Raw genomic sequence first — 13,527 nt, 5'->3', positions numbered from 1 at the left:
CGTTCGGGCGCTGAAAGGGGTCGTTTTTGCGCCGAAACGTGAGTTTGGGCGGCACCAATACCGGCGTCATCGGTACACCAGCCCACCGTCGATCAACCCGGACTGGCCCGTCATGTAGTCGGCATCCGGGCCGGCCAGGTAGGAGACGAATCCGGCAACATCCTCCGGCGTCTCCGCCCGGCCCAGGGCAATCCCGCCGACAAACTTGTCGTAGGTCTCCCCCTCAGCCGCACCGGTCAGTTCGGCGAACCGTTTGTCGATCTCCACCCACATGTCGGTGCCCACCACACCCGGGCAGTAGGCGTTGACGGTGACACCGGCCGCCGCGTACTCCTTGGCCGCGGCCTGGGTCAGTGCGCGGACCGCAAACTTCGTGGCGCTGTACACCCCCAACATGGCGAACCCGTCATGGCCGGCGATGGAGGACGCATTGATGATTCGGCTGATCTTGCCGCGTTCCTGGTTTCCCTGCTCGGCAAACTTTGCGGTCGCCGCCTGGATACCCCACAACACACCGTCGACGTTGATCGCCCAGATCCGCTGCAACTCCCCCGGCGTGACATCGGAGATGGGCCCGACCAGGGCTACACCGGCATTGTTCACCATGATGTCGAAGCCACCAAGAGCCGTGGCCGCATGGTCGACAGCAGCAAAAACCTGATCACGATCGCCGACGTCGGCGACGAATGTGGTTGCCTTCTGCCCGATCTCGGCGATCTCTTCGGCGACGGCGGTGATGCCGTCGGGACGCACATCGACCAAGGCCACATCGGCGCCGTCACGTGCGAGCCGCAGTGCGATACCGCGACCGATCCCGCGCCCACCACCGGTGACCAGGGCAACTTTTCCCTCGAGTGTCATGATTACCGTACTCCCTTCGGGTCGACCAGAACCTTCATCTTTGTGCCCGCATGCAGTGCCTCGAAACCCTCGTCGATCACGTCGTCGAGCGGAATGCGGGTCACCCACCCGGTGGTGTCGTACTTGCCCTGCGCCATCAGCGCGATCACCGCTTCGAAATCCGCACCGGTGTAACACAGCGATCCCTGGATCCGGGACTCGTTCATGACAAGATTCAAAAGCGGTGTTTCCAAGGGCTTTTCGTAGATGGCGACGCTGATCAGCGGCTTGCGTGAGCCGACACAGGCCAACGCCGAACTCACCGCGGGCGCCACGCCGGCTGCATCGAACACCGCATCGGCACCGTTACCCTTGGTGTGCTCGGCGATGAACGCGGGCACGTCGGTCTCGCGGGGATCCAGGGTGGTGGCCCCGAGGACCTCGATGGCGGCACGGCGGGTCGGCGACGGCTCGACAACAAAAACATCCTGCAATCCCTTGCCGCGCAAGGCAAACCACAGCCCGATTCCGATAGGCCCGGCGCCGTACACCATCGCGGTGTCCCCCGGGCTCACGTCGCCGAGGGTGGCCGCGTGGTAGGCAACCGACATCGGTTCGACGAGCGCACCCAGTTCCAGCGACACGGAATCAGGCAACCTGTGCAGCATGCTGGTCGGCACCACGGTGTACTCGGCCATACCGCCGTCGGACATCAGGCCGTGGAAACCGATCTGCTGACAGACGTTGTAGTTGCCCGCCCGGCACGGCCCACAGTGGTCACACTTGTAGATCGGTTCGACGGCGACGCGATCGCCCTCACTCCATCCGGTCACCCCGGCACCGATCTCGGTGATGGTTCCGGAGAATTCGTGACCCATGGTCAGCGGTAGCTGCGCGCCGGTCAGCGGATGCGGAGCGGTGGGCACAAAGATCGGGCCGGCGTAGTACTCGTGCAGGTCGGTGCCGCAGATCCCGTTGAAGCCGACCTTGATTTTGACCGTGCCCGGCGCGGGTGTCGGCTCGGCGACATCGGCGACTTCGATCTTGTTCGGTCCGTAATACACAGCTGCTTTCATGCGCTGAGTTCTATGTGACGGCGACCACACACCGATAGAGTTGCACGAGGTTGCGCGCCGAACCTCTCGGAGAGAGTCGCAACGTCACGCAACTCTTGTGACCCGTACCGCACGGGTGTGCCCTGTATCACATGACTTCCACACTTGAACCGTCAATCGACACCCTGAGCCCGCAGCAGCGAGTGGACGCGTGGCTGGCCGACTTCGAGGCCGCGCTGGCCGCCCGCGACGTCGAGCGAGCCGCCGGCAAGTTCGCCACCGACAGCTTCTGGCGCGACCTCGTCGCCTTCACCTGGAACCTCAAAACCGTCGAGGGCCGTGACGGCGTTGCTGACATGCTCACCGCGCGCCTGGCCGCCACCGACCCGTCCAGCTTCCGCACCCGCGAGACCCCCACCTCGGATGGTGACGTGACGACCGCATTCATCGAATTCGAGACAGCCTCCGGCCGCGGTGTGGGCCACCTCCGCTTGAAAGGTGACCAAGCGTGGACGTTGTTGACCACGCTGCAGGAACTCAAGGGTCACGAGGAACGCAAGGGTCCGTCCCGGGTGATGGGTGCGGTGCACGGCAGCGATCCCGACCCCCGGTCGTGGGCCGAGAAGAAGGCCGCCGAAGAAGCCGAGCTCGGGCGGGCCACGCAGCCCTATGTCCTGGTGGTCGGTGGCGGCCAGGGCGGCATCGCACTCGGTGCCCGGCTGCGGCAGCTCGGCGTCCCCGCCCTCGTGCTCGACAAACACGAACGCCCCGGCGACCAGTGGCGCAAACGCTACAAGTCGCTGTGCCTGCACGACCCCGTCTGGTACGACCACCTGCCGTATCTGCCGTTCCCGCAGAACTGGCCGGTATTTGCGCCGAAGGACAAGATCGGCGACTGGCTGGAGTTCTACACCCGGGTCATGGAGGTGCCGTACTGGTCGAAGACCAGCTGCACCTCGGCGTCCTACGACGACGGCCAGTGGACCGTCGAGATCGACCGCGACGGCGAGCAGCTGACGCTGCACCCGACGCACCTGGTGCTGGCCACCGGGATGTCGGGCAAGCCGCACATCCCGGGGCTGCCCGGCCAGGACGTGTTCCGCGGCGAGCAGCACCATTCGTCGGCCCACCCCGGACCGGACCGCTACGCGGGCCAGAAGGTGGTGGTGATCGGCTCCAACAACTCCGCGCACGACATCTGTAAAGCCTTGGTGGAAAACGATGTCGACACCACCATGGTGCAGCGGTCCTCGACGCACATCGTGAAATCGGACTCGCTGATGGACCTCGGTCTGGGCGACCTGTACTCCGAGCGCGCGCTGGCGGCCGGGATGACCACAGAGAAGGCCGACCTGACGTTCGCGTCGCTGCCGTACCGGATCATGCACGAGTTCCAGATCCCGATCTACGACGCGATTCGCGAGCGGGACAAGGACTTCTACGACAGGCTGGCGGCGGCGGGCTTCGACTTGGATTGGGGCGACGACGGGTCCGGGCTGTTCATGAAGTATCTGCGCCGCGGTTCGGGTTACTACATCGACGTCGGCGCCTGCGATCTGGTGGCCGACGGGACCATCAAACTCGCGCACGGCGAGGTGTCGCATCTGACCGAGGACTCCGTGGTCCTGGCCGACGGCACCGTGCTGCCCGCCGATGCGGTGGTCTACGCGACGGGCTACGGATCGATGAACGGCTGGGCCGCCGACCTGATCGGCCAGGACGTCGCCGACAAGGTGGGCAAGGTGTGGGGTCTGGGCAGCGCCACCACCAAGGATCCCGGGCCGTGGGAGGGCGAGCAACGCAACATGTGGAAGCCCACCCAGCAGGAAAACCTGTGGTTCCACGGCGGCAACCTGCATCAATCTCGGCACTATTCGCTGTATCTGGCGCTGCAGCTCAAGGCGCGCTTCGAGGGTATCCCCACACCGGTGTACGGGTTGCAGGAAGTGCATCACCTGTCCTGACCGGCAGCCGGGGAGTGTCGGTCGCGTGCCGAGACTCCCCGGCCCACCTGGTAGACAGGTAGCCGTGTCGCCGGTTCAGCCATCGGGTTCGCCGTGAATGTTGTCGGCTTGCCACCCATCATCGGCGGTGAGCCGACGATCTTGATCCTGGGCAACGCCCCCAGCGTGCTGTCGCTGACGCACCAGCAGTACTACGGCAACCCCCGCAACGGGTTCTGGACCATCACCGGTGAGCTGTTCGACTTCGACTCCGGCGCACCATATTCCACCCGCACCGCGGCCTTGATCCGGCGCGGTGTCGCCGTGTGGGATGTTCTGCGGTTCTGCCGTCGCGCGGGCAGCCTGGATTCGGCGGTGGAACGAGACAGCATGGAGCCCAATGATTTTGCCGAATTCTATCGGCGGCATCCCAGTATCGAGCGGGTTTTCTTCACCGGTGGTGCGGCCGAGCTGAACTACCGCCGGCTGGTGGGTTTCGACCCGCGGCTGCGCTACACCCGGCTGCCGTCGACCAGCCCGGCGCACACCGTGCCGATGGCCACCAAACTGGCGGCGTGGCGGGAAGCGCTCGGTGGGTCGTGACTGTGGTCAGCTACCTGGCGAGCGCACGCCTATGTACACAAACTGCCGCGCGTCGGCGTACAGACACGCGCGGTCGCGGAGTTTTTGTGGTCGCGGGGGTTTTGGGGGGTTTTATAGCGGGGGCTGCTGACGGGTTTCAGCTTACGGGTGGGCGGCGGTGCGCCCAGGGATGATCGGCTTCGAGCTCAGCACTGAGCGCCAGCAACGTCGCTTCGTCATAGGGCCGCCCGACAAGCTGGATCGACAGCGGCAGCCCGGCCCGGTCCAGACCCCACGGCACCACCGCCGCTGGTTGACCGGTGGCGTTGAACGCCGCCTGAAACGGCACCCGGGCCGCCACCCGAGCCAACGTCGACACCGCCCCGAGCCGGCGGTAGGCGCCGACGCGCGACGGCCCGGTCGCGGTGCCGGGAGTGATCACCACGTCGACGTCATCGAAAATCGCCAGCATCCGCGCGGACAGCTCGGCCTCGGCGGCCCGGATCTTCGCGATCCGGGTATCGGAGAACATCCGGCCGATCCGGGCCATCCCCCGCGTCCGCGAGTCCAGACGCTCTGCATGCGGCAACGCCCGCACGTCGTCGTAGATGCCGCGGAGGTACCGCGGCATCACATGGCCGTAGACCGCAGCCGTCGGATAGTCGACATCACGGACCACCACGTCGTGGCCGAGCTCACGCAGCACCGCACCGGCCTGGTGCACGGCGGCGCGTTGCTCGGCGTCGCGGTGCGCGGTGACCAGCGGAGGAACCTTGGTGCTCAACGCGATTCGCAACCGATTCGGCGGCCGGGAGGCAGCCCGGACAAAACCGCCCTCCGGTCCGGGCATCGCCTTGTCGCAGGTGACGTCCAGGAACAGCGCCGCATCCTCCACGGTGTGTGCCAGCGGCCCGTAGACCGACATGCCGCACCACGCGTCGTCATGCGGGGCCAGCGGCACCCGGTCCCGCTGCGGTTTGATCCCGAACAGTCCACACCAGGTGGCCGGAATCCGGATGGAGCCGGCCCCGTCGGATCCCAACGCGATCGGCGCCAGCCCGGCGGCGACGGCCGCGGCACTGCCGCCGCTACTGCCACCGGGGGTGCGGGCCAGATCCCACGGGTTGTGGGTCGCCCCATAGGCGACGGTCTCGGTGAACGGCCAGATCATCATCTCCGGCACCGAGGTCTTACCGAGGATCACCGCGCCGGCCTCCCGCAGCAGCCGAACCACCTCGGCGTCCTTGGTGGGTGCCGGACCATGGGCGTTGCTGCCGTACGTGGTGGTCGCCCCGCCGACATCGGTGTCGTCCTTGATGGCGATGGGCACACCCAACAGCGGCAGCCGCTCACCGGCGTCGAGGCGGTCCTGGGCGACTTTCGCCTCGGCCCGCGCCGACTCGGTGAACACCACCCGGTAGGCCCGCAGCTCCGGGTCCAGGCGCTCGATACGGTCCAGATAAAGCTCGGTGAGGGCCGGCGCGGAGATCGCCCCGGCAGCCAACATCCGCGCCTGCTCGGCTGCTCCGGCGAACGCCAACTCGATGTTGTCCATCGGCGCAGCGTAGCTCAGGCCCCGTGGTGCGCTGCGTATTCGCCTGGGGCACAACCCAGCATCGTGCGGAAGTCGTGCGAGAAATGTGCCTGGTCGTACCAGCCGTGCCGTACCGCCAGCTCGGCGAAGTCGACGCCGGGTTCGGACTCGATCTCCAGGGCCGCCCGCTGCAACCGATACCGGCACAACACCCACTTGGCCGGCACCCCGACGTAATGCTTGAAAACCTTCTGGGTGGTGCGGCCACTCCAGGGCGCTCGCTCCATCACCTGCTGTACCCGGCGCACATCGGCGTCGTCCCGGATCCCGTCGAGCAACCGTCGCAATGCGCGATAGGTCGGATCCGGCTCGAGGTGGCGCGCCACGATGGCCGCCTCCAGCTGGCTGGGCGCGGTTTCGCGGTCATCATCGACAACCAGAGGTAGGTCGAACAACTCAGCCGCCTGCACGATCCGTCCGGTGTAGGCAGAGGCGTCGCAGCCGTAGCGGGCGGCGAATCCGCCTGCATGAAAGCGAGCGCCCACGACGGCGCCCCACCGGCGCAAAGTGATGCGGAAAACGGTTCCGACGACACCGTGCACCAGGGTCGACGGCAGCGGGTGGCCGTGCCGGGACGCCTCGGCTCCCCACTCGTGGGTCAGGTGCATGGCGGGGAAGGTGATGACCGTGCTGTCGTGGGCGGCGCCGTCGGGCAGGTTCCACTGCACCGACCAGAAATGCTCGACGTACTCGGCAGCCTCCGGTGAAGGCGCCCACCGCGTCAGCTCGAAGGCGGCGGCGCTGTGGGCACGGCCGACGATTCCCTTCTGCGGCGCGTTTTTACAAGCCTCCACCGGCACCACCTCAGGAAACTGGACACCATGAGTGTCGCACCGATTCCCGCCGGCTACACCAGCCTGACTCCGTTCCTCGTCATCGACGGGGCCGCCGCGGCCATCGACTTCTACACCTCGGTGTTCGACGCCGAAGTGGTCGAGCGCATGGATGGTCCCGACGGCCTGGTGGCGCACGCCGAGCTCGACTTCGGACACGGCCGACTACAGCTGTCGGATCCGAATCCGCAGTTCGGGCTGGCCGCACCCGAGGTGGGTCCGGACGTGACCCACTCGATCGTGCTGTACCGCGCTGACGTCGACGCGGTGGTGGCCCGTGCGGTGGCCGCGTCGGCCACCATCCGGGAGCCGCTGTCGACGTTTGTCACCGGTGACCGGTTCGCCTCGATCGTCGACCCGTTCGGGCAGCGCTGGGCGATCATGACACGAGTCGAGGACCTCACACCCGAGGAGCGAGACCGCCGCCTCGCGCAGTGGTCGGCACAGAACCTCTAGTTCTGCACACCCGGCGCGCGATTCCACACGGTCACCGCCCGAGTCGACGAGCTGGTTGGTTACCGTGGCGGGATGTCTTGCGTGTTCTGTGCCATCGTCGCCGGCGCCGCCGATGCCATCCGCGTCTACGAGGATGACAACTACCTGGCGTTCCTCGATATCCGGCCCATCGTTCGCGGCCACACCCTGGTAGTCCCGAAAGCCCACAGCGTGGACCTGACCGACACCCCTGCCGAGACGGTGGCCGGGCTGGTGACGATCGGTCAGCGGATCGGTCGGGCCGCCCGGGCCTCCGAGCTGGCCGCCGACGGCAACAACATCGTCATCAACGACGGCAAGGCGGCCTTCCAATCCGTGTTCCACATCCACCTGCACGTCGCGCCACGGCAAGCCGGCGACAAGCTGTCCTTCGCCAAAGGCCTGGTGGTGCGGCGGGACCCGGACCGGGAGGCCACCGGCCGGATCCTGCGAGACGCCCTGGCCGACTCCTAATCGAGAGCCAGGAACCGGCGCGCGTTGGCTTCCAGCACCGCCATGTCGAGACCCACACTGCGCGGAATATCCAACGGCTGCTCGACACCCATGTCGAACGGGTAGTCGCTGCCACACACGAGATGTTCCGGGTCACAGTGCGCCCGCAGCAGATCCAGGGCCGGGCCGTCATGCGACAGGGTGTCGAACCACAGGTCGCGGAACCCCTCCCGCGGCGGCCGGGTCCCGGCACTGCGCACGTCGGCGCGCTGCTGCCACCCGTGCTGCCAGCGGCCCAGTAGCGCCGGGGCACAACCGCCACCGTGCAGCAGTACGATCCGCAGCTCCGGTAACTCTTCGAGGACGCCACCGAGGACCAGAGATGCTGCCGCGGTGGCTGTTTCAGTGGGATTGCCGATGAGATTGCCCAAGTAGTACGACGCCCACTCCGGCCGCGGCAGCTGCATGGGATGCACCAGGACGGCCAGACCCTGCTCGGCGGCGATCGTGACGAGGCCCCGCATGGGTTCGGTGTCGAAGGACTGCACGCCCAGCAGCGGCGGAACCGCGATACCGCGGATCACGTCGGTGGCCGCCATGGCCTTCATCTGGCTGCGCGCCGAGTCCAGGTCGTGCAACGACACCAGGCCCAGGCCCAGCAGCCGGCCGTCACTGTCGCGGCACACCTTTGTCAGTGCGTCGTTGAACGCACCCACGTAACCGTCGACACCGGCATCGGCGACGACCGGGAACGCAAACGGCGGCGCGGACAGCACCCGCGAGCCCAGTCCGGCGGCGTCGGTATCGGCCAGCACCCGGATCGGGTCACTCATCGCGTCGGTCTCGATGGACAACGGCAGCTCTCCGAGATGCAGCTGTCCGTCACGGCCGTGCAACGCCGGCAGCGGTGACCCGGGCGGTAGCCCGAACAGCGCCTCCGGCAGCCAGTGGGCGTGGACGTCGATGACTCCGGGTCGCAGATCAATGCTCATACCGCTGCCGCCTCTCTGGCTTCCAGTGCCTCGAACCGGGCCAGCACTTCGGCTTGCAGTACCGCCACCGCCGGGTCGGAGGCCTTACGCGGCCGGGGCAGGTCGACGTCGATGATTTCGTGGATCCTTCCGCCCGGCTCGAGAACCACGATACGGTCCGACAATTGGACGGCCTCGGTCACATCGTGGGTGACGAACATGACGGTGCGCCGCGACTCCAGCCAGATGCGTTCCAAGTGCTCACGCAGCGTGCGCGAGGTCATCGCATCCAGGTGCGAGAACGGTTCGTCCATCAGCAGCACATCGGGTTCCACGGCAAACGCCCGCGCGATGCCGATGCGCTGCTGCTGACCACCGGAGAGCTGCGACGGGTAACGGTCTGCGCAATGGCTCAACCCCACCAGATCCAGGTAGTGGCGGGCCCGGTCCTGCCAGCCGGCCCGTTCATGTTGCACAAAGCTCAGATTGGCCATCACCGTGCGCCACGGCAGCAGCCGCGGATCCTGGAAGACGTAGCCGACGCGGGCGTCGCGTTCACCGGCGCGCAGGCTGACGGTGCCCGCGGTGTGGGTCTCGATGCCGGAGACGATATTGAGCAGGGTGGTCTTGCCGCTGCCGGAAGGCCCGACGACGGAGACGAACGTCTCCCCGGAGATGGTCAGATCGATACCGTCGATGACCCGGGTGCGGTTGCCCTGCCGGTCGTGGAAGTCCTTGACCAGATTCCGAATTTCGATGGAAGCCATGGTTTTTGTCACTTTCTGGAAGTCAGGCCGAACGCCAGCGGGTCGCAAGGCGTTCAATGGGTCCGAGGATCAGCAGGTCGGCGATCACCAGAGCCAGGATGAACACCAGCACCCAGGCGAAGAAGCCGTCGAGCTGGTTGGCGTCATACCAGTACCGGGATCGCCATCCGACACCGGAAGTGGCACCGAACCATTCGGCCAGCAGCAGGCCGTTCCAGGCGCTCATGATGGCAAACCGGACGGCTGCCACGGTGGATCCGGCGACGGCGGGGGCCACGATGTGGCGCAGGATGTAGGCGCGGGACACGCCGAAAGACCGTGCCATCAACAACAGTTCGGCCGGCACAGCCCGGGTGGCCTTGGCGATGTTGACCACGACAAACGGCAGACCGGACAGGAACACCGTCACCACCGGGGTGAGCCAGCCGAAACCGAACCACATGGTCGTCAGTAGCGCCCAGATCACCGCGGGAATGGCCAGCGCGGCGGCGTTGAGGTCGGAGAACGCCAGATCGGCCAGCTTCGACATGCCCATCAGCACACCGATGGCCGTACCGACCACCAGCGCCAAGGCCAGACCCAACAGGAACCGATTCATCGACAGCGCCAGGTTGTGCCACAGCTCGCCGATGGCGGCTTCCGACGCCAGCCGGTCGATGGTCGCGGTGAACGACGGCACCCGGTTGCCGACGACAACCGCGATCTGCCAGACCGCCAGGATGCTGAGCAGCGACGCGGTGATCGCCAGAACCGAAGAGCCTTGCGTCTTCAGGTGGCGGCGCCACTTGTCCGTCGGGGTCGCGAGGGTCATGCGAGGTCCTTCCGCCAGGAGAAGAAACGGGTTTCGAGGTAGGCCAGACCACGCTCGATCAGGATCATGGTGATGATGAACAGTGCCGTCCAGGCCAGCATGTCGGCGACCATGAACTCTTGGTAGGCCTTGCGGATCATGAAACCGACACCGTCGCTGGCGCCGAACACCTCCGTCAGCGCCTCCACCTTCCAGGCCATCGCAAAGCCGTACCGCACACCGGCGAAGACGAACGTCGCCAGGGCCGGCAGGTACAGATGCCGCAGGACGTCACGTCGGTTGCGTTCGAACGCCTGGCACATCGCCAGCAGGTTGCCGTCGACCGAGCGAACCCCTTCGGCGACGTTCATCGCGATGAATGGCATTGCCACCAACGCCGACACCACGATCGGCCCGCCGGCACCGACACCGAAGATCAGCAGTCCGAACACCGCATACGTCAGTCCGGGCATGTTCCCGAGGACAAACAGCGGCAACGAGAAGTAGGACGTCATGAACCGGCTTCGACCCATGAGGAAGCCGATGACCAGACCACCGACCATCGCGATCAGGAAGCCGGCGGCGATCTTGCTGATGCTGGAGGCGAAGTTGGTGAATGCCGCACCGGAGAGGGTGATCTCGATGATCTGTCGGCCCACCGCGCCCGGACGGGGCAGGATCGGGTCGTCTATCCAGGCGGCCAGCGCCGCCCACGCCGCCAAGACCACGACGAGCGCGATCCCGGACACCAGCCACCGCCGTGGCCCGGCGCCCTCGCGGCGCTCAGCATCGCGTGCCTGCGCGGGCGGTGTCGCCGGCGCGGCAGTCGTCTGGGTCACTGGTGGACTCCTTGGTCGGTCGGCAGGAACTGGGGATCGCCGATGTCGTCGCCGATGATCCCGGTACTGCGCATCAGGTCGAAGATGGAACTCTCGTCGTCGGCCCATCGCTGATCGAAGCGAACCTCGTCGACCACCCAGTCATGTTCGCCGACATACTGTTTCATGAACTCGATATCCTCCGGCGTGGCCACCGCGAAGTGCTGCGGGTACCGCTCGATCATCTCGTCGCGGTGGTCCTGCCACTCGTCCAGGCCGCGGCTCCACAGGTCCAGGAACGCCGAGACCTCGTCCGGGTGTGCATCGACCCATTCCTTGCGGGCGACAAACACGTTGCCCATCGGCCCGTCGTGCCCGGGCGCGTTGAGCTCTGCGAACAGATCGGCCGACGACCTGCCGTCGTACAGCGGCCGAACAGACCCGTCACGCAGTTCGCGTGCCGACAGATCCGGATAGCAGATACAGGCGTCGATCTCACCACGCGCCAACAGGTTCGACAGGTTCTGGATATCGGCGACCACGATCTTGAAATCGCCGTCGAGCAGGGTCATGTCGTGCATCTGTTTGATCAGCGCACCCCAGACCAGGGTTCCCGACACGGTGGTGAACACACCGATTCGCTTGCCCCGCAAATCTTCCACCGTCTGCGCCGGGTCATCGGCGCGCACCAGGATACGACTGCGTTCGGCGTTGTAGCGGCCGATGATCACGGTCTCTCGCTGGGTTTGCTCCTCGAGGTAGGGCACCTCGAACGACGCCGTGGAGATGATGTCCGCGTGCCCGCCCGCAAACAACCCGAACTCGTCCCACGTGGCGCTGGTCTCGATGGTGTAGCCGGTGTCGTCCTGCCACTGATCGACGAGCCCGGTGTCGTTCATGTAGTCCCAGATCGGGTCCGGGGCGAAGGTGAAGCGGATCTCGCCGTCACGGGCCGCCCGCGAAGAGGCAGGTCCGCCGAGACCGGCTGCACAGCCGGACGTGACGACTGTCGCCGCCAACGCAACCGCCACCGTGACGGCGCGGCGCATGCGGTTCCGTGTGTGCCTGCGCACGGGCACTCCTTACTATCGTTACCGGCGTTGTGACGGCTGTCACCGCCTCGCAACACGATGCGTGACACAGACCACCTGCGGCAATGTCTGCAAACACACTCTTATGCTGGGTCGTATGTCTACGCACACACCACGCTCGGATGTGCCGTTGGAGCGGTGGCTGGACGCCCTGGCCGGCATCGGCGAAGCGGTCGGCGGCGACGAACCCGTCACCGACCTCCTGGACCGGGTGGCCCGCACCGCCTGCACATTGCTGGGTTACGACTTCTGCGCAGTGTTCCTTCCCGATGCCGACGGGTCCACGCTGACCATCGTCGGCTCACACGGGCTCTCCGCCGACTACGTCGCCAAGGTCAACGCGGAACGCCCGATCCTGCTCGCGGCGCCGGCCGGCGAAGACGAGGCCCCGACCAGCATCGCGTTCCGCACCGGGGACGTGGTGGCGCTGGAAGACATCGACCAGGTGCCCGGAATCGGCCCCTGGGGCGGCGTCGCGCACGAACAGGGCTACCGAGCGCTGGTGTCGGTCCCGTTGCGCCGCGACGGACGGGTGATCGGCGCCCTCAACGGCTACCACGCCGCGCCCCACCGCTTCGATCACGTCGAGATCAGCCTCGTCAACGCCATGGCAACACAGGTCGCAATCGCCTTGGGCACAGCCCAATTACGCGCCAGCGAACAGCGCACCATCCGGGAACTCCGGCGCGCCGAGGAGGTGCACGCCCTGCTGACCGCAACCGCGCTGCGCGGCGAAGGTGTCACCGGGGTGGCGGCGGCGCTGGCGGAACTGCTGGGCCGCGAGGTACTGATCGAAGACATCTACGGTGAGCGGCTGGCCGGCACCATCGACGAACCGCCGCAACTGAGCGACCCCACCGACCTCGACGGCGGAACCGTCGTCGCCGGGCCGCGGAACACCGCCGTCACCGGGGTGATTCTGGATGGAAAAGTGGTGGCGCGCATCTGGATTGCGGCGCCCCGGTCCGACCTGTCCGGGATGGACGTGCGGGCCGCCGAGCACGCCGCGGTGGTGACCGCGCTCGAGCTGCTGCGGGCGCGGACCGCCGCCGAAGTGGAGCAGCGCCTCCGGGGCTCACTGGTCGCCGATCTGCTGAACACCGGCGACGGCGATATCGGGCCACTGCTGGATCGGGCTCGGCGGCTGGGCTGGGATCTGTCCGGGGCTCAGCATCTGGTCGCGCTGCGCTGCGCCGAACAACGGGATCCGGCCACGGCGGCCCGGGTGCTCGCCGCCGCAGACCGGCTGGTGGCACGGATATCACCACGGCCCCTGGCCGCGATGTACCGCGACGACCTGGTGCTGATCTGGCCCG

At 66.8% G+C, this 13,527-nt stretch carries 14 protein-coding genes; 5 read left to right on the top strand and 9 right to left on the bottom strand.

The window, feature by feature from the left end:
* Window positions 1-66: 66 nt before the first annotated feature.
* Both WBB07_RS08940 and WBB07_RS08935 read right to left on the bottom strand, forming a co-directional pair.
* On the bottom strand, window positions 67-861 hold the full coding sequence (locus tag WBB07_RS08940) for an acetoin reductase (protein WP_526306773.1): 795 nt from the start codon (window positions 859-861) through the stop codon (window positions 67-69).
* A 2-nt stretch (window positions 862-863) separates the two neighbouring features.
* Window positions 864-1,916, bottom strand: coding sequence for a 2,3-butanediol dehydrogenase (locus tag WBB07_RS08935; RefSeq protein ID WP_526306771.1), 1,053 nt, complete (start codon window positions 1,914-1,916; stop codon window positions 864-866).
* A gap of 131 nt (window positions 1,917-2,047) precedes the next feature.
* Between WBB07_RS08935 and WBB07_RS08930 the strand changes: the two genes are divergently transcribed.
* Both WBB07_RS08930 and WBB07_RS08925 read left to right on the top strand, forming a co-directional pair.
* Window positions 2,048-3,859: an NAD(P)-binding domain-containing protein gene (locus WBB07_RS08930; protein WP_526306770.1), complete on the top strand. Its 1,812-nt coding sequence runs from the start codon at window positions 2,048-2,050 to the stop codon at window positions 3,857-3,859.
* 108 nt (window positions 3,860-3,967) lie between these two features.
* A complete protein-coding gene (locus WBB07_RS08925) occupies window positions 3,968-4,441 on the top strand; it encodes a DNA-deoxyinosine glycosylase (RefSeq protein WP_526306768.1) in 474 nt (157 codons plus the stop codon).
* A gap of 136 nt (window positions 4,442-4,577) precedes the next feature.
* Here WBB07_RS08925 and WBB07_RS08920 read toward each other — a convergent pair whose 3' ends face one another.
* Both WBB07_RS08920 and WBB07_RS08915 read right to left on the bottom strand, forming a co-directional pair.
* Window positions 4,578-5,975 carry an amidase gene (locus WBB07_RS08920; protein WP_526306766.1) on the bottom strand — a complete coding sequence of 466 codons (1,398 nt, stop codon included), beginning with the start codon at window positions 5,973-5,975 and terminating at the stop codon, window positions 4,578-4,580.
* A gap of 14 nt (window positions 5,976-5,989) precedes the next feature.
* Entirely contained in the window at window positions 5,990-6,808 is an 819-nt protein-coding gene (locus WBB07_RS08915; protein WP_526306764.1) for a helix-turn-helix domain-containing protein, read from the bottom strand.
* A gap of 27 nt (window positions 6,809-6,835) precedes the next feature.
* On the opposite strand from WBB07_RS08915, the gene WBB07_RS08910 reads away from it, so the two are divergent.
* Window positions 6,836-7,303 (top strand): VOC family protein, encoded by a 468-nt coding sequence (locus tag WBB07_RS08910; protein ID WP_526306762.1) that lies wholly within the window; start codon window positions 6,836-6,838, stop codon window positions 7,301-7,303.
* A gap of 72 nt (window positions 7,304-7,375) precedes the next feature.
* Window positions 7,376-7,795 (top strand): HIT family protein, encoded by a 420-nt coding sequence (locus WBB07_RS08905; RefSeq protein WP_526306760.1) that lies wholly within the window; start codon window positions 7,376-7,378, stop codon window positions 7,793-7,795.
* On the opposite strand, the gene WBB07_RS08900 is transcribed toward WBB07_RS08905, so the two are convergent.
* The 5 genes from WBB07_RS08900 to WBB07_RS08880 are packed head-to-tail and all read right to left on the bottom strand — an operon-like array spanning window position 7,792 to window position 12,193.
* Window positions 7,792-8,766 (bottom strand): amidohydrolase family protein, encoded by a 975-nt coding sequence (locus WBB07_RS08900; protein ID WP_526306758.1) that lies wholly within the window; start codon window positions 8,764-8,766, stop codon window positions 7,792-7,794. The genes WBB07_RS08905 and WBB07_RS08900 overlap by 4 nt on opposite strands.
* On the bottom strand, window positions 8,763-9,512 hold the full coding sequence (locus WBB07_RS08895; RefSeq protein ID WP_526306756.1) for an ABC transporter ATP-binding protein: 750 nt from the start codon (window positions 9,510-9,512) through the stop codon (window positions 8,763-8,765). Before WBB07_RS08895 ends, WBB07_RS08900 begins: the two co-directional genes overlap by 4 nt.
* A gap of 22 nt (window positions 9,513-9,534) precedes the next feature.
* On the bottom strand, window positions 9,535-10,323 hold the full coding sequence (locus WBB07_RS08890; RefSeq protein ID WP_526306754.1) for an ABC transporter permease: 789 nt from the start codon (window positions 10,321-10,323) through the stop codon (window positions 9,535-9,537).
* Window positions 10,320-11,141, bottom strand: a complete 822-nt coding sequence (locus tag WBB07_RS08885; RefSeq protein ID WP_526306752.1) for an ABC transporter permease — start codon at window positions 11,139-11,141, stop codon at window positions 10,320-10,322. The genes WBB07_RS08890 and WBB07_RS08885 overlap by 4 nt, the downstream gene beginning before the upstream one ends.
* On the bottom strand, window positions 11,138-12,193 hold the full coding sequence (locus WBB07_RS08880; protein ID WP_526306750.1) for an ABC transporter substrate-binding protein: 1,056 nt from the start codon (window positions 12,191-12,193) through the stop codon (window positions 11,138-11,140). The genes WBB07_RS08885 and WBB07_RS08880 overlap by 4 nt, the downstream gene beginning before the upstream one ends.
* Before the next feature lie 115 nt (window positions 12,194-12,308).
* On the opposite strand from WBB07_RS08880, the gene WBB07_RS08875 reads away from it, so the two are divergent.
* Window positions 12,309-13,527, top strand: a 1,219-nt coding sequence (locus tag WBB07_RS08875) for a helix-turn-helix domain-containing protein (protein WP_526306749.1), incomplete at its 3' end; no start/stop codon positions are given.

This window comes from Mycobacterium sp. (assembly GCF_049647605.1).
In the GTDB taxonomy this organism is placed as follows: Bacteria; Actinomycetota; Actinomycetes; order Mycobacteriales; family Mycobacteriaceae; genus Mycobacterium.
This window is presented reverse-complemented; position numbering and strand designations above follow the sequence as displayed.